Source organism: Enterobacter cloacae complex sp. ECL414 (genome assembly GCF_021869685.1).
Lineage (GTDB): Bacteria > Pseudomonadota > Gammaproteobacteria > Enterobacterales > Enterobacteriaceae > Enterobacter > Enterobacter kobei.
In genome coordinates this window covers 1,053,411-1,069,114 of sequence record NZ_CP091481.1, presented here as the reverse complement: position 1 = coordinate 1,069,114, position 15,704 = coordinate 1,053,411, and the positions used below count along the sequence as shown (strand labels likewise).

15 protein-coding genes are annotated in these 15,704 nt (G+C 53.1%); 10 read left to right on the top strand and 5 right to left on the bottom strand.

Annotation, left to right across the window (positions count from 1 at the left end; genetic code table 11):
- Positions 1–148: 148 nt before the first annotated feature.
- From clpX to bolA, 4 genes are all read right to left on the bottom strand, one after another.
- Positions 149–1,423: an ATP-dependent protease ATP-binding subunit ClpX gene (gene clpX / locus L3068_RS04905; RefSeq protein WP_014882774.1), complete on the bottom strand. Its 1,275-nt coding sequence runs from the start codon at positions 1,421–1,423 to the stop codon at positions 149–151.
- Positions 1,424–1,549: 126 nt separating this feature from the next.
- Positions 1,550–2,173 (bottom strand): ATP-dependent Clp endopeptidase proteolytic subunit ClpP, encoded by a 624-nt coding sequence (gene clpP / locus L3068_RS04900; protein ID WP_014069126.1) that lies wholly within the window; start codon positions 2,171–2,173, stop codon positions 1,550–1,552.
- Between the two features lie 260 nt (positions 2,174–2,433).
- Complete coding sequence (tig, locus tag L3068_RS04895) at positions 2,434–3,732, bottom strand: trigger factor (RefSeq protein WP_014882773.1); 1,299 nt, start codon at positions 3,730–3,732, stop codon at positions 2,434–2,436.
- Positions 3,733–4,062: 330 nt separating this feature from the next.
- Positions 4,063–4,380, bottom strand: a complete 318-nt coding sequence (gene bolA, locus L3068_RS04890; RefSeq protein ID WP_013095855.1) for a transcriptional regulator BolA — start codon at positions 4,378–4,380, stop codon at positions 4,063–4,065.
- 305 nt (positions 4,381–4,685) lie between these two features.
- Between bolA and L3068_RS04885 the strand changes: the two genes are divergently transcribed.
- From L3068_RS04885 to L3068_RS04850, 8 genes are all read left to right on the top strand, one after another.
- Positions 4,686–5,264, top strand: coding sequence for a lipoprotein (locus tag L3068_RS04885; RefSeq protein ID WP_014882772.1), 579 nt, complete (start codon positions 4,686–4,688; stop codon positions 5,262–5,264).
- Positions 5,265–5,309: 45 nt separating this feature from the next.
- Positions 5,310–6,785, top strand: coding sequence for a muropeptide MFS transporter AmpG (ampG, locus tag L3068_RS04880; protein ID WP_023332233.1), 1,476 nt, complete (start codon positions 5,310–5,312; stop codon positions 6,783–6,785).
- 478 nt (positions 6,786–7,263) lie between these two features.
- Entirely contained in the window at positions 7,264–8,211 is a 948-nt protein-coding gene (cyoA, locus tag L3068_RS04875) for a cytochrome o ubiquinol oxidase subunit II (RefSeq protein ID WP_014882770.1), read from the top strand.
- Between the two features lie 16 nt (positions 8,212–8,227).
- The gene (gene cyoB / locus L3068_RS04870) at positions 8,228–10,219 is read left to right on the top strand and encodes a cytochrome o ubiquinol oxidase subunit I (RefSeq protein ID WP_014168864.1); all 1,992 of its coding nucleotides are present in this window, start codon (positions 8,228–8,230) and stop codon (positions 10,217–10,219) included.
- Complete coding sequence (locus tag L3068_RS04865) at positions 10,209–10,823, top strand: cytochrome o ubiquinol oxidase subunit III (RefSeq protein WP_008503324.1); 615 nt, start codon at positions 10,209–10,211, stop codon at positions 10,821–10,823. Before cyoB ends, L3068_RS04865 begins: the two co-directional genes overlap by 11 nt.
- On the top strand, positions 10,823–11,149 hold the full coding sequence (locus L3068_RS04860) for a cytochrome o ubiquinol oxidase subunit IV (protein WP_006176899.1): 327 nt from the start codon (positions 10,823–10,825) through the stop codon (positions 11,147–11,149). Before L3068_RS04865 ends, L3068_RS04860 begins: the two co-directional genes overlap by 1 nt.
- Positions 11,150–11,160: 11 nt before the next feature.
- On the top strand, positions 11,161–12,048 hold the full coding sequence (gene cyoE, locus L3068_RS04855) for a heme o synthase (RefSeq protein WP_014882769.1): 888 nt from the start codon (positions 11,161–11,163) through the stop codon (positions 12,046–12,048).
- Between the two features lie 149 nt (positions 12,049–12,197).
- Positions 12,198–13,559 (top strand): MFS transporter, encoded by a 1,362-nt coding sequence (locus tag L3068_RS04850; RefSeq protein ID WP_023332232.1) that lies wholly within the window; start codon positions 12,198–12,200, stop codon positions 13,557–13,559.
- A 31-nt stretch (positions 13,560–13,590) separates the two neighbouring features.
- Here the strand turns inward: L3068_RS04850 and L3068_RS04845 are convergent, their stop codons facing one another.
- The gene (locus tag L3068_RS04845) at positions 13,591–14,082 is read right to left on the bottom strand and encodes a YajQ family cyclic di-GMP-binding protein (protein ID WP_008503327.1); all 492 of its coding nucleotides are present in this window, start codon (positions 14,080–14,082) and stop codon (positions 13,591–13,593) included.
- Positions 14,083–14,203: 121 nt separating this feature from the next.
- Between L3068_RS04845 and panE the strand changes: the two genes are divergently transcribed.
- The gene (gene panE / locus L3068_RS04840) at positions 14,204–15,115 is read left to right on the top strand and encodes a 2-dehydropantoate 2-reductase (RefSeq protein ID WP_047027720.1); all 912 of its coding nucleotides are present in this window, start codon (positions 14,204–14,206) and stop codon (positions 15,113–15,115) included.
- Positions 15,078–15,671, top strand: coding sequence for a protein deglycase YajL (yajL, locus tag L3068_RS04835; protein ID WP_014882765.1), 594 nt, complete (start codon positions 15,078–15,080; stop codon positions 15,669–15,671). Before panE ends, yajL begins: the two co-directional genes overlap by 38 nt.
- Positions 15,672–15,704: the final 33 nt, after the last annotated feature.

The following is a 15,704-nucleotide window of genomic DNA, read 5'->3' as shown; positions in this document are numbered from 1 at the left end:
CTGGTCATGTCACTGTACTTCACATAACCATTAACATGTATCCAGTATATGGGGATGTTTCCCACACATTCAACGCTATGAATACGGAAAAAGTAAAGGGGAGATAAAATCCCCCCTTTTTAATTAACTGCTTGTATGATTTGGTGAATTATTCGCCAGATGCCTGCTGGGCTTCCGGTTTACCGTAAATCAGCAGCGGCTTGGTTTGGCCGCTGATTACGGACTCGTCGATAACCACTTTCTCAACATCTTCCATCGACGGCAGATCGTACATGGTGTCGAGCAGCGCCGCTTCAACGATTGAACGCAGACCACGCGCACCGGTTTTACGGATCATCGCTTTCTTAGCAATCGCATCAAGCGCTTCGTCACGGAATTCCAGGTCAACCCCTTCCAGATTGAACAGCGCCTGGTACTGCTTGGTCAGCGCATTTTTCGGCTCTTTCAGGATCTGAATCAGCGCCTCTTCACTCAGCTCATTCAGCGTTGCCACAACGGGCAGACGGCCAATGAACTCAGGAATCAGACCGAATTTGATCAGATCTTCAGGTTCAACCTGCGAAAGCAGTTCACCTTCGTTCGGTTTTTCGGACGAGGCTTTTACCGTCGCGCCGAAACCAATGCCGGAGCCGGTTTCAACACGGTGGGAAATGACTTTATCCAGACCGGCAAACGCACCGCCACAGATGAACAGGATCTTGGAGGTATCAACCTGCAGGAACTCCTGCTGAGGATGCTTACGCCCCCCCTGCGGTGGAACGGCGGCAACCGTACCTTCGATCAGCTTCAGCAGCGCCTGCTGCACGCCTTCACCCGACACGTCACGGGTGATGGACGGGTTGTCTGATTTACGGGAGATCTTGTCGATCTCATCAATATAAACAATGCCGCGCTGTGCTTTCTGTACGTCGTAATCGCACTTCTGCAGCAGTTTCTGAATGATGTTCTCAACGTCTTCACCCACATAACCGGCTTCGGTCAGGGTGGTGGCATCGGCCATGGTAAACGGAACATCCAGCAGGCGCGCCAGGGTTTCCGCCAGCAACGTTTTACCGGAACCCGTCGGTCCGATCAGCAGGATGTTACTTTTACCCAGTTCTACGCCATTACTGGTGTCGCCGTTACGCAGACGTTTGTAGTGGTTATATACCGCTACCGCCAGCACTTTCTTCGCCTGCTCTTGTCCGATGACATAGTCGTCAAGGTGATGACGAATTTCATGCGGCGTTGGCAATGCGCTACGCTCACGGTGCGGCGCAACTTCTTTAATCTCTTCGCGAATGATGTCGTTACATAAATCAACACATTCGTCGCAGATATACACGGACGGCCCGGCAATCAGTTTACGCACTTCATGCTGGCTTTTGCCGCAAAAAGAGCAGTACAGCAGTTTGCCCGAACCATCTTTGCGTTTATCTGTCATGAGTCCAAACCTCTTTTTAAGTTCTTTGTGCCGCACATGACGACGCAAATGCCATTCTAAGACGCGTACTGCTTAAAGCAGCGTGCCGCCCTACCTTAGTATAGCGGCACACTCGCGTCGCGGGCATCAATTACGATGGGTCAATACGGAGTCGACTAAGCCGTACTCAACTGCCTCTGGAGCAGAGAGGAAGCGATCGCGCTCGGTATCGCGCTCGATCTGCTCGAGAGATTGACCTGTATGCTGCGCCATAAGTTCATTCATGCGCGCTTTTACTTTCAGAATTTCGCGGGCGTGGATTTCGATATCCGTCGCCTGCCCCTGGTAACCACCCAGCGGCTGGTGAATCATCACACGGGAGTTAGGCAGGCAGAAACGCTTACCTTTCGCCCCTGCGGTTAACAGGAAGGCACCCATGGATGCAGCCTGACCCATACAGATCGTGCTGACATCTGGCTTGATGAATTGCATGGTGTCATAAATGGACATACCCGCCGTAATCACACCGCCTGGCGAGTTGATGTACAAGTAAATGTCTTTTTCCGGGTTTTCCGCTTCCAGGAACAGCATCTGCGCTACGATCAGGTTAGCCATATGGTCTTCTACCTGGCCGGTCAGAAAGATAACGCGTTCCTTGAGCAGACGGGAATAGATATCGAAAGAACGCTCACCACGTGAGGTCTGTTCAATAACCATTGGCACCAGCGCCATATGGGGTGCAAAGTTATCTCGTTCGCCACTGTATGACATTTCCGTCTCCTGGTTCAAAATTGAAAACACCTGCTGTACTGATTGTAACCTTATGGACGGATTATCAGCCAGTCTCAATCATCGTGATTACATACTTATGGGGTTCGCCACGCCCTATTTCAAGCATAACAACCTTTTGTTGTAACGCTAACACTGAAAGGGCGTTTTAGCACCCTTCCAGGACTAAAGCTGCGATAAAAAAAACCCGTCGCCGGAGGGCAACGGGTTTTTTGGTCAAACTTTAAACCGTTAGGGCGTTATTACGCCTGCTGGTTCATCAGTTCGTTGAAAGAGGTCGCTTTTTCGGTCACTTTCGCTTTCGCCAGAACCGCTTCAACAGCCTGCTCTTCCAGTGCGACGTTGCGCATGTTGTCCATCAGCTCTTTGTTCTTACCGTAGAACTCGATCACTTCTGATGGATCTTCGTATGCGGAAGCCATCTCTTCGATCAGGCCTTTCACGCGCTCTTCGTCAGCTTTCAGCTCGTGGGTACGAATCACTTCGCCCAGCAGCAGGCCAACAACAACGCGACGTTTCGCTTGCTCTTCAAACAGCTCGCGTGGCAGTTCCATCGCTTGCTGCTGGTTGCCACCGAAACGCTGTGCAGCCTGACGGCGCAGCACGTCGATTTCGCTGTCGATCAGGGCTGCAGGAACGTCGATGTCGTTCGCTTTCACCAGACCTTCAATCGCCTGAGATTTCACACGGTTACGCACAGCACCGTTCAGCTCGCGCTCCATGTTTTTACGCACTTCGGTACGCAGGCCAGCAACTGAACCATCTTCCACGCCGAAACGCTTGATGAATTCTTCAGTCAGTTCTGGCAGTTCGCGCTCTTCCACTTTCTTCAGGTTGATCACGAACTTCGCTGCTTTACCTTTCAGGTTCTCAGCGTGGTATTCTTCAGGGAAGGTCACGTCGATAGTGAACTCTTCGCCAGCCTTGTGGCCTTTGATACCGTCTTCGAAGCCTGGGATCATACGACCCTGGCCCATTGCCAGTACGAAGTCAGACGCTTTGCCGCCTTCGAACTCTTCGCCGTCTACAGAACCGGTGAAGTCGATGGTCACACGGTCTTCCGCGTCAACAGCGCCTTCTTTCTCTTTCCAGTTCGCCTGCTGCTTGCGCAGGGTGTCCAGCATGCCGTCAACATCTTCGTCAGTCACGGAGACAATCGGTTTTTCAACTTCGATAGATTCCAGACCTTTCAGCTCAACTTCCGGGTACACTTCGAACTCTACGGAGTAAGTGAAGTCTTCGCCCAGTTTGTATTCGCCTGGAACGTAGTTTGGCGCGCCGGCCGGATTGATTTTTTCTTTGATGATCGCATCAATAAAGTTGCGGCTCATCAGTTCACCCAGCACATCCTGACGCACAGAGGCGCCATAACGCTGAGCAACAACATTCATTGGAACTTTGCCCTTACGGAAGCCGTCAATACGTACTTTTTTTGCTACGTTGACCAGCTCGCTTTTCACAGCAGTTTCGATGCTGTCAGCAGCGATAGTAATCGTTACACGGCGGCCAAGGCCTTGAGTGGTTTCAACTGAAACTTGCATCTTGTTACCTCAAAAAAATCACAGTGCTCGGTCAACTCTGAATCTGTCTGTTATACCGGGATGCTCTCTTAGTGCAGATTCACATTCCCTGTCGCCAGAATCATCCCGAAGACATTCAATAAGACGCGGCATTATAGCGGCATCACTTAGGTGAGTCGAGAACGGTTGGGGCATGTTGCTGCGGCTTTTTTCACACTTTAAGGCTATTTTTAGCCTTAAAATCGCTCCATCCGCTCAAAACTCAGACAAAACAAAACGGCCCGGAGGCCGTTTTGAGGAAATCTGTAAGCAACATACTGGAAAAGCTCCAGCCGTTGCAAATCCGATTTATCAGGCGATGGTGCCTGCACCGCGACACGGCGGTGATGCGAAAACCGTATCCTGCAAGCCTTCCCATTCCTTAATGGTATAGGTATGCAGTGCCAGCGCATGCACGGTGGTGGAGAGTTCTTCCGTCAAGGTGCTGTAGATCAAGCGGTGTCGGTTCAGGAAACGTTCTCCCGTGAAGCGATCGCTAACCAGAACCACTTTAAAGTGGCTTTCAGAACCTGCCGGCACGTTATGACGATAGCTCTCGTCGACGACTTCGAGGAACACAGGGTTGAACGCTGCCCTTAATTTATCTTCTATCTGCTCACGTATCATCATGAAATTACTCCTCCGACAACGCCAGGATGTCACCCATCCCTTTAAATGTTAGCCGCTTTTACCGTTTCCATTACACCTTGACAACAAATATTTAGCTTTCGTCTGATTTTCTCATTCAAACGAATGAAGTTCACTGCGAGACTCATACCTTTCATCATTCGCGAGAGGGGAAATTGGGTAAGCTGGTCAGTTTTCGGACAAGGCGATGAATTTACATGCGTTGACCACTTCCCCTCGCCGTTGGCGATGTTATGATGACGGCAATTTTTCTCTTTATATGCTTACGATTCGTTGAGAACCCGAAAATGTTAAAAAAACTCTTCTTTCCGTTGGTAGCCCTTTTTATGCTGGCAGGCTGTGCAACCCCGCCTACCACCATTGATGTCTCACCAAAAATTACGCTGCCTCAGCAGGATCCAAGCCTGATGGGCGTCACCGTGAGCATTAACGGTGCCGATCAGCGTCAGGACCAGGCTCTGGCAAAAGTGACCCGCGATAACCAGCAGGTAACCCTGACCGCGTCCCGCGACCTGCGTTTCCTGCTGCAGGAAGTGCTTGAGAAGCAAATGACCGCTCGCGGCTATATGATTGGCCCAAGCGGTGCGGTTGATCTGCAGATCATCGTTAACAACCTGTACGCAGACGTGTCTCAGGGCAACGTGCGTTACAACATCGCGACCAAAGCGGATATCGCCATCATTGCTACCGCGAAAAACGGTAATAAGATGACCAAAAACTACCGTGCGAGCTACTCTGTCGAAGGCGCGTTCCAGGCATCGAATAAAAATATTGCTGATGCGGTTAACAGCGTGCTGACGGATACCATTTCCGACATGGCGCAGGACACCAGCATCCACGACTTCATCAAGCAGAACGCACGTTAATCCTGCCGACTGACCCGGTGCTTCACCGGGTCAGTTCATAAGAACATGTCCAGCCATTACTTACGCATTTTCCAGCAACCGAAATCAGCGATTCTGCTGATCCTCGGCTTTGCCTCGGGTTTACCTCTCGCGCTCACCTCCGGCACGCTTCAGGCGTGGATGACGGTCGAGAATATCGACCTTAAAACCATCGGTTTCTTCTCGCTTGTCGGTCAGGCCTATGTCTTTAAGTTCCTGTGGTCTCCGGTCATGGATCGCTACACGCCACCTTTCCTGGGACGTCGTCGCGGCTGGTTAGTGATGACGCAAGTCTTGCTGCTGCTGGCCATTGCGGCGATGGGTTTTCTTGAGCCCACCACACAGCTTCGCTGGATGGCCGCGCTTGCGGTCGTGATTGCCTTCTGTTCCGCCTCCCAGGATATTGTCTTTGACGCCTGGAAGACGGACGTTTTGCCTGCGGAAGAGCGCGGCGCCGGTGCCGCAATCAGCGTGCTGGGCTATCGCCTCGGGATGCTGGTCTCCGGGGGACTGGCACTGTGGCTGGCTGACCGTTACCTCGGCTGGCAGGGTATGTACTGGCTGATGGCCGCCCTGCTTATCCCGTGCATTATCGCGACGATCTTTGCTCCCGAACCAAGTGATGTCATTCCGGTCCCCCGCTCGCTGGAGCAGGCCGTGGCCGAACCGCTGCGCGACTTTTTTGGTCGCAACAATGCCTGGCTGATCCTGCTGCTCATCGTCCTTTATAAGCTGGGGGATGCGTTTGCCATGAGCCTGACCACCACCTTCCTGATACGCGGTGTCGGTTTTGATGCCGGTGAAGTGGGTGTGGTAAACAAAACGCTGGGACTGTTTGCGACGATTGTGGGCGCGCTGTATGGCGGCGTGCTGATGCAGCGCCTGACCCTGTTTCGCGCACTGCTGATTTTCGGCATCCTTCAGGGAGCCTCTAACGCGGGCTACTGGCTGCTGTCGATTACCGATAAACATATGATCAGCATGGCCGCGGCGGTGTTCTTCGAGAACCTCTGCGGCGGCATGGGCACCGCGGCATTTGTTGCCCTGTTGATGACGCTTTGCAATAAATCATTTTCCGCTACGCAGTTTGCGTTGCTCTCGGCGCTCTCTGCCGTGGGTCGCGTGTACGTTGGACCGATTGCGGGCTGGTTCGTGGAAGCCCACGGCTGGCCAACGTTTTATCTCTTCTCTGTCGTGGCTGCCGTGCCGGGAATTTTATTGCTGCTGGTCTGCCGTCAGACGCTGGAATATACGCAGCGGACCGAACACTTTATGCCGCGCACCGAATATCATACCGCCTACCGTTTTGCGTTACGTCTGTTAATGGTGGGCTGCGTTGCTCTGGCACTCTGGCTTGTGGTGCTGATTATTAACGCCAGCACGTCACTGGCACTCCCGTTCGAAGCGCTTCTTCTGGACGCGGGCGCCCTGCTGGCTATTGCCGGGATCCTGACCGGGGGTCTGCTCGATTTCATGGCATTGCGTAAAACGCAGATGACCTGAAGAAAAATGCGAAAGGTTATTTCCCGTTGTAATCACTAACCGAAATTATAACGGCGAAATAGCCAGCGGCCCCCCAAAAAAATATTTGTTGTTTTGTGCGGGATAGGATTTGGAAATTATTGGCTCCAGTTCCAAAACGCTATTTTTCATTAAACGATTCAGCATCCGATAGTTTGATTTTTCGTTTTTTAGATGTCTTTTTATTGATAATTAATTGTTAATTTTTTGTTTATTTTTAACAATGGTTATACCAATTGCCCCTTTTAGGGTATGCTTGGGGGTCCTTTCGTTATAAAGCCCACGCCATGCGGCTTCTGTCATAAAAACCGACATAATTTGCAACACTTGTGACACGTGCGGCAGAACCCGGTAACACCTTCCTGACACAGGCCTAATGATGTTTACAGTAATGTAACCTTCCCGTAAAATGCCCGCACACTTTAAACGCCACCAGACTCCGTGGAATTGAGGTCGTTAAATGAGACTCGGGAAATACAATAAAAGTTTGGGATGGTTGTCATTATTCGCGGGCACTGTATTACTCAGTGGCTGCGATTCTGCACTACTAGACCCCAAAGGACAGATTGGACTGGAACAACGTTCACTGATACTGACGGCTTTTGGCCTGATGTTGATTGTGGTTATTCCTGCCATTTTGATGGCTGTTGGTTTCGCCTGGAAGTATCGTGCGAGCAATAAAGATGCGAAGTATAGCCCTAACTGGTCACACTCCAATAAAGTGGAAGCTGTGGTCTGGACGGTACCTATTCTGATCATCCTGTTCCTTGCCGTACTGACCTGGAAAACCACTCACGCACTTGAGCCAAGCAAACCACTGGTTCACGATGAGAAACCTATTACCATTGAAGTGGTCTCCATGGACTGGAAATGGTTCTTCATCTATCCAGAGCAGGGTATTGCTACCGTGAATGAAATCGCCTTCCCGGCGAACACTCCGGTTCAGTTCAAAGTGACCTCCAACTCCGTAATGAACTCCTTCTTCATCCCACGTCTGGGTAGCCAGATCTACGCGATGGCCGGTATGCAGACTAACCTGCATCTGATCGCGAATGAAGCAGGCACCTATGATGGTATCTCCGCCAGCTATAGCGGCCCGGGCTTCTCAGGTATGAAGTTCAAAGCTATTGCAACGCCAGACCGTGCCGCTTTCGACCAGTGGGTTGAAAAAGCGAAGCAGTCTCCAAACACCATGTCTGACATGGCGGCGTTCGAAAAAGTGGCTGCACCTAGCGAATACAACAAGGTGGAGTACTTCTCTAATGTGAAACCTGATTTGTTCAAAGATGTCATTGGCAAATTTATGGATCACGGCAAGAGCATGGACATGACCCAGCCTGAAGGCGAGCACAGCGCGCATGAAGGTATGGAAGGCATGGACATGAGCCACGCGGAAACCGCTCACTAAGGGGCCGAGGAAGAAAATGTTCGGAAAATTGACACTGGATGCAGTGCCCTACCATGAACCGATTATCGTGGTTACGGTGGCTGCAATTATCATTGGTGGCGCGGCCTTACTGGCCCTGATCACTTACTTCGGTAAGTGGAGCTACCTGTGGAACGAGTGGCTGACTTCGGTTGACCACAAAAAACTCGGTATCATGTACTGCATCGTCGGTATCGTCATGTTAATTCGTGGCTTTGCGGATGCGATCATGATGCGTAGCCAGCAGGCACTCGCTTCTGCGGGTGAAGCCGGCTTCCTGCCGCCGCACCACTACGATCAGATCTTTACCGCCCACGGCGTTATCATGATCTTCTTCGTAGCGATGCCGCTGGTTATCGGTCTGATGAACGTGGTCGTTCCGCTGCAAATCGGCGCGCGCGACGTGGCGTTCCCGTTCCTGAACAACCTGAGCTTCTGGTTCACGGTTGTCGGCGTTATCCTGGTTAACCTGTCACTGGGTGTGGGCGAATTCGCACAGACCGGCTGGCTGGCATACCCGCCGCTATCAGGAATTGAGTACAGTCCGGGCGTTGGCGTTGACTACTGGATCTGGGCGCTTCAGCTCTCCGGTGTCGGTACCACCCTGACCGGTATCAACTTCTTCGTGACCATTATCAAGATGCGTGCCCCTGGCATGACCATGTTCAAGATGCCGGTATTTACCTGGGCATCTCTGTGCGCCAACATCCTGATTATTGCCTCTTTCCCAATTCTGACCGTCACCATCGCGCTGCTGACCCTGGACCGCTACCTGGGCACCCATTTCTTCACGAATGATATGGGTGGCAACATGATGATGTACATCAACCTGATTTGGGCCTGGGGTCACCCGGAAGTGTACATCCTGGTTCTGCCTGTCTTCGGTGTGTTCTCCGAAATCGCAGCAACCTTCTCGCGTAAACGTCTGTTTGGTTACACCTCTCTGGTGTGGGCAACCGTGTGTATTACCGTTCTGTCGTTCATCGTTTGGCTGCACCACTTCTTCACCATGGGTGCGGGCGCGAACGTAAACGCCTTCTTCGGTATCACCACCATGATTATCGCCATCCCGACCGGGGTGAAGATCTTCAACTGGCTGTTCACCATGTACCAGGGCCGTATCGTGTTCCACTCAGCGATGCTGTGGACCATCGGCTTCATCGTGACCTTCTCCGTAGGTGGGATGACCGGTGTACTGCTGGCGGTACCAGGTGCTGACTTCGTTCTGCACAACAGTCTGTTCCTGATTGCGCACTTCCATAACGTTATCATCGGTGGCGTGGTCTTCGGCTGCTTCGCTGGCGTAACCTACTGGTGGCCAAAAGCGTTCGGCTTCACGCTGAACGAGAAATGGGGTAAACGCGCGTTCTGGTTCTGGATCATCGGCTTCTTCGTGGCATTTATGCCGCTGTACGTGCTGGGCTTCATGGGTATGACCCGTCGTCTGAGCCAGCAGATCGATCCGCAGTTCCACCCAATGCTGATGGTTGCTGCGGGCGGTGCGGTGCTGATTGCCTGCGGTATCGCGTCTCAGCTGATTCAGTTCTACGTGTCTATTCGCGACCGCGATCAGAACCGTGACCTGACCGGTGACCCATGGGGTGGCCGTACGCTGGAGTGGGCGACCTCTTCTCCACCGCCTTTCTATAACTTTGCCATCGTGCCGCAGGTTCATGAACGCGACGCATTCTGGGAAATGAAAGAAAAAGGTGAAGCGTACAAGCAACCTGCTCATTACGAAGAGATCCATATGCCGAAAAACAGCGGTGCGGGCATTGTTATTGCCGCCTTCGCTACGGTATTTGGTTTCGCAATGATCTGGCACATCTGGTGGATGGCGATTGTTGGCTTCGCTGGCATCGTAATCAGCTGGATTGTGAAGAGCTTTGACGAGGACGTGGACTACTACGTACCAGTCCGTGAAGTTGAAAAGCTGGAAAATCAGCATTTCGACGAGATTTCTAAAGCGGGGCTGAAAAATGGCAACTGATACTCTGGCGCACTCAACTGCCCACGCGCATGAACATGCGCACCACGATACAGGACCGACCAAAGTCTTCGGTTTCTGGATCTACCTGATGAGCGACTGCATTCTGTTCTGCTGTCTGTTCGCGACCTATGCCGTTCTGGTGAACGGCACAGCGGGCGGCCCGACCGGCAAGGACATCTTTGAACTGCCGTTCGTTCTGGTTGAAACCGCACTGCTGTTATTCAGCTCTATCACCTACGGCATGGCGGCTATCGCCATGTACAAAAATAACAAGAGCCAGGTTGTCTCCTGGCTGGCGTTGACCTGGCTGTTTGGTGCTGGATTTATCGGGATGGAAATCTATGAATTCCATCACCTGATTATGGAAGGCTTTGGTCCGGATCGCAGTGGCTTCCTGTCCGCGTTCTTCGCGCTGGTCGGTACCCACGGTCTGCACGTGACCTCGGGTCTGATCTGGATGGCAGTACTGATGTTCCAGATCTCCCGTCGCGGCCTGACCAGCACTAACCGTACCCGTATCCTGTGCCTGAGCCTGTTCTGGCACTTCCTGGACGTGGTGTGGATCTGTGTGTTCTCTGTTGTCTATCTGATGGGGGCGATGTAATGAGTCATTCTAACGATCATGGCGCTTCCCATGGCAGCGTAAAAACCTACATGACAGGTTTCATCCTGTCGATCATCCTGACGGTGATCCCGTTCTGGATGGTGATGAGCGGTTCTGCGTCTAAACCGGTTATCCTGGGAGCAATCCTGGTGACCGCGGTGATTCAGATTCTGGTGCATCTGGTTTGCTTCCTGCACATGAACACCAAGTCCGATGAAGGCTGGAACATGACGGCCTTTATCTTTACCGTGATTATCATCGCTATCCTGGTAGTCGGTTCCATCTGGATTATGTGGAACCTCAACTACAACATGATGGTTCACTAAGAGCGGCGAGTATGTTTAAGCAATACCTGCAAGTAACGAAACCAGGCATCATCTTTGGCAACCTGATCTCCGTGATCGGAGGGTTCCTGCTGGCCTCTAAAGGCAGCATTGATTACGCCCTCTTTATTTACACGCTGGTCGGTGTGTCACTGGTTGTTGCGTCCGGTTGTGTATTTAACAACTACATCGACATGGATATCGACAAGAAGATGGAAAGGACCAAAAATCGGGTGCTGGTGAAAGGCCTGATCGCCCCTTCCGTCTCGCTGGTGTACGCCACCTTGCTGGGTATTGCTGGCTTTATGCTGCTGTGGTTTGGTGCTAACCCACTGGCCTGCTGGCTGGGGGTGATGGGGTTCGTGGTCTATGTGGGCGTCTACAGCCTGTATATGAAACGTCACTCCGTCTACGGCACGCTGATTGGTTCTCTCTCCGGCGCTGCGCCGCCGGTGATTGGCTACTGCGCCGTCACGAACGAGTTCGACAGCGGTGCGCTGATCCTGCTGGCTATCTTTAGCCTGTGGCAGATGCCGCACTCCTATGCCATCGCGATTTTCCGCTTTAAGGATTATCAGGCAGCGAACATCCCGGTTCTGCCGGTCGTGAAGGGCATTTCGGTTGCCAAGAACCACATCACGCTTTACATCATCGCCTTTGCCGTGGCAACGCTGATGCTCTCTCTGGGTGGTTACGCCGGGTATAAATATCTGGCGGTAGCGGCTGCGGTGAGCGTCTGGTGGCTTGGCATGGCGCTGCGCGGATACAAAGTGGAAGATGACAAAGTCTGGGCACGTAAGCTGTTTGTGTTCTCCATTGTCGCCATCACTTCTCTGTCCGTGATGATGTCCGTGGATTTCATGGTGCCAGATTCGCACAACCTGCTGACTTACGTCTGGTAAGCGACAACAGGTCAATAAAAGGGTGCTTCGGCACCCTTTTTTATTCACAAAATCAATTAATAACGCATGTAATATTTGTTAAATAAGCCCTTATTTACCCCGCCCCTTCCCCGCACTACACTATGGCCTGCTTTTGAACTGAGGTGGTAATGAACGATTATAAAATGACGCCAGGCGAGCTACGCGCGACCTGGGGCTTAGGGACTGTCTTCTCGCTACGGATGCTCGGCATGTTTATGGTCCTGCCTGTTCTGACCACCTACGGCATGGCGCTGCAGGGGGCGAGCGAGGCATTGATTGGCCTGGCCATTGGCATTTACGGTCTGGCCCAGGCGGTCTTCCAGATCCCGTTTGGCCTGCTCTCTGACCGGGTTGGCCGCAAGCCACTGATTGTCGGTGGCCTGCTTATTTTTGTTCTGGGCAGTGTGATTGCCGCCCTCTCCCACTCCATCTGGGGGATTATTCTTGGCCGCGCCCTTCAGGGCTCCGGCGCGATTGCCGCCGCCGTGATGGCGCTGTTGTCCGATCTCACCCGCGAACAGAACCGGACTAAAGCGATGGCGTTCATCGGCGTTAGCTTTGGCGTCACCTTCGCCATTGCGATGGTACTGGGCCCGATAATCACCCATGCGCTTGGCCTGCACGCGCTGTTCTGGATGATTGCCGTGCTGGCAACCCTCGGTATTGCCTTAACCCTGTGGGTCGTCCCGGACAGCAAAAACCACGTCCTCAACCGTGAATCGGGAATGGTAAAGGGCTGCTTCAGCAAAGTGCTGGTTGAGCCACGCCTGCTGAAGCTTAACTTCGGCATTATGTGTCTGCACATCCTCCTGATGTCGACCTTTGTCGCCCTTCCCGGCCAGCTGGCCGCTGCGGGCTTCCCGGCAGCCGAGCACTGGAAAATCTATCTGGTCACGATGCTGATTTCCTTTGTCTCCGTCGTGCCATTCATTATCTATGCTGAAGTGAAGCGCAAGATGAAGCGCGTCTTTATTGGCTGCGTAGCACTGTTGCTGATAGCTGAGATTGTGCTCTGGGGTGCCGGCCCGCACTTCTGGGAGCTGATTGCCGGCGTGCAGCTGTTCTTCCTGGCGTTTAACCTGATGGAAGCCCTGCTGCCGTCGCTGATCAGCAAAGAGTCCCCTGCCGGTTACAAAGGCACGGCGATGGGCATCTACTCCACCAGCCAGTTCCTCGGCGTGGCCATTGGCGGCTCGCTTGGCGGCTGGGTGGACGGTCTGTTTGACTCTCAAACCGTGTTTCTCGCGGGCGCACTGCTGGCGACAGTCTGGCTGCTGGTCGCCAGTACCATGAAAGAACCGCGCTACGTGAGCAGCCTGCGGGTAGAAATCCCGGATGATGTTCAGATTAGCGACGCGCTGAAACAGCGTCTGGAAGCAAAAGAGGGTGTGACGGAGGTCCTGATTGTCCCGGAAGAGCGCAGCGCTTACGTCAAGATAGACAGCAAAATGACCAACCGCTTCGAAGTGGAGCAGGCCCTGAAAGCGTGAAAAAAGCCCGGTTGAACCGGGCTTTTGGGTATTAATCGCGGAAGTTTTTAAACTGGAACGGTTGTCCCAGATCGCCGCCACGCACCAGCGCCATCACGGACTGCAGGTCATCGCGGGACTTGCCGGTGACGCGAATCTCTTCACCCTGGATCTGCGCCTGCACCTTCAGCTTGCTGTCTTTAATGAGCTTCACGATCTTCTTCTGCACCGCGCTCTCAATGCCCTGCTTCAGTTTAGCTTCAACGAACCAGGTTTTACCGCTGTGCACAAACTCTTCCGGCACATCCAGAGAGGTCCCTTCAATGCCGCGTTTTAACAGCTTGGCGCGCAAAATGTCGAGCAGCTGATTCACCTGGAAATCAGACTCGCTCAGCACCTTAATGGTCTTATTTGCGTCGTTCAGCTCAAACGACGCCTCAACGCCACGAAAATCGAAACGTGACTCAACTTCGCGGGTTGCGTTCTCAACGCCGTTGCGAACTTCCTGGATATCAACTTCGGAAACAATATCGAAAGATGGCATCTTTTCTTCTCCCTTCACTTTTGTTGCGTTGCATAATACCCGCTACGAGGCATAACTCAACAGAAGCTTAGCTGTATAATTAAGCTGTAACACCTGGCGCAGTTGCAGGTGAGGAGGAACAATGAAAATTACAGTGCTCGGATGCGGAGCGCTTGGTCAGCTATGGCTGACCGCGCTGTGCAAGCACGGACATGAGGTTCAGGGCTGGCTGCGCGTGCCCCAGCCCTATTGCAGTGTAAACCTGATTGGTGAAGACGGAAGCATCTTTAACGAATCCCTCACCGCGAACGATCCCGATTTCCTGGCGCAAAGTGACCTGTTACTGGTGACGCTTAAAGCGTGGCAGGTCTCAGACGCGGTGAAGACGCTGGCTGCGCAACTCCCCTCCACTTCCCCTATACTGCTGCTGCATAACGGCATGGGAACCATTGATGAGCTGAAAAGCGTCCCGCAGCCCCTGCTGATGGCGACAACCACGCACGCAGCCCGTCGCGACGGCAACATCATCGTGCACGTCGCCAGCGGCGTGACCCATATGGGACCGGCCAGAACACAGGATGGCGACTACAGTTATCTTGCCGATGTGCTGCAGAAGGTATTGCCGGACGTCGCCTGGCATAACACTATTCGCCCTCAACTCTGGCGCAAGCTGGCCGTGAACTGCGTGATCAATCCGCTGACGGCACTGTGGAACTGCCCGAATGGGGAGCTGAAAAACCATCCGCAGGAGGTTGCATCACTGTGTGCTGAAGTCGCGTCGGTCATTGAGCGGGAAGGCTTGCATACCTCGGCAGAGGATTTGCGCGGTTATGTCGAGCAGGTTATTGAGAGTACGGCAGAAAATATCTCCTCAATGTTGCAGGATGTCCGGGCATTGCGCCACACAGAAATCGACTACATTACCGGCTATCTGCTAAAACGTGCCCGAGCACATGGCATCGCCGTGCCGGAAAACGCCCGTTTGTATGACCTGGTTAAACGTAAGGAGAGTGAATATGAGCGCGTCGGCACTGATCTGCCTCGCCCCTGGTAGCGAAGAGACAGAAGCGGTCACCACCATTGATTTGATGGTGCGCGGCGGTATTGAGGTGACGGTCGCCAGCGTTGCCAGCGATGGCAGTCTGGCGGTGACCTGCTCGCGCGGCGTGAAACTGCTTGCGGATGCGCCGCTTGTGCAGGTGGCCGACGGGGATTACGACATCATCGTCCTGCCCGGTGGCCTGAAGGGTGCGGAATATTTTCGCGACAGCCCGCTGCTGGTCGAGACCGTGCGTCAGTTCCACTTATCGGGTCGTATCGTCGCCGCCATCTGTGCCGCCGCCGGAACAGTGCTGGTTCCGCACGATATTTTCCCTATCGGCAATATGACCGGCTACCCCGGTCTGAAGCAGACCATCCCGGAAGACCAGTGGGTGGACAAACGCGTCGTGTGGGATCCACGCGTCAACCTGCTGACCAGCCAGGGCCCCGGCACCGCGATTGATTTTGGTTTGAAGATTATTGACCTGCTGGTCGGGCGCGAAAAAGCGTACGAGGTGGCATCATCGCTGGTGATGCCGGCGGGAATTTATAACTACTATGAAGAGTAGTGCGTAAAAAAGCCGGGTGGCGCCAGGTTAAAG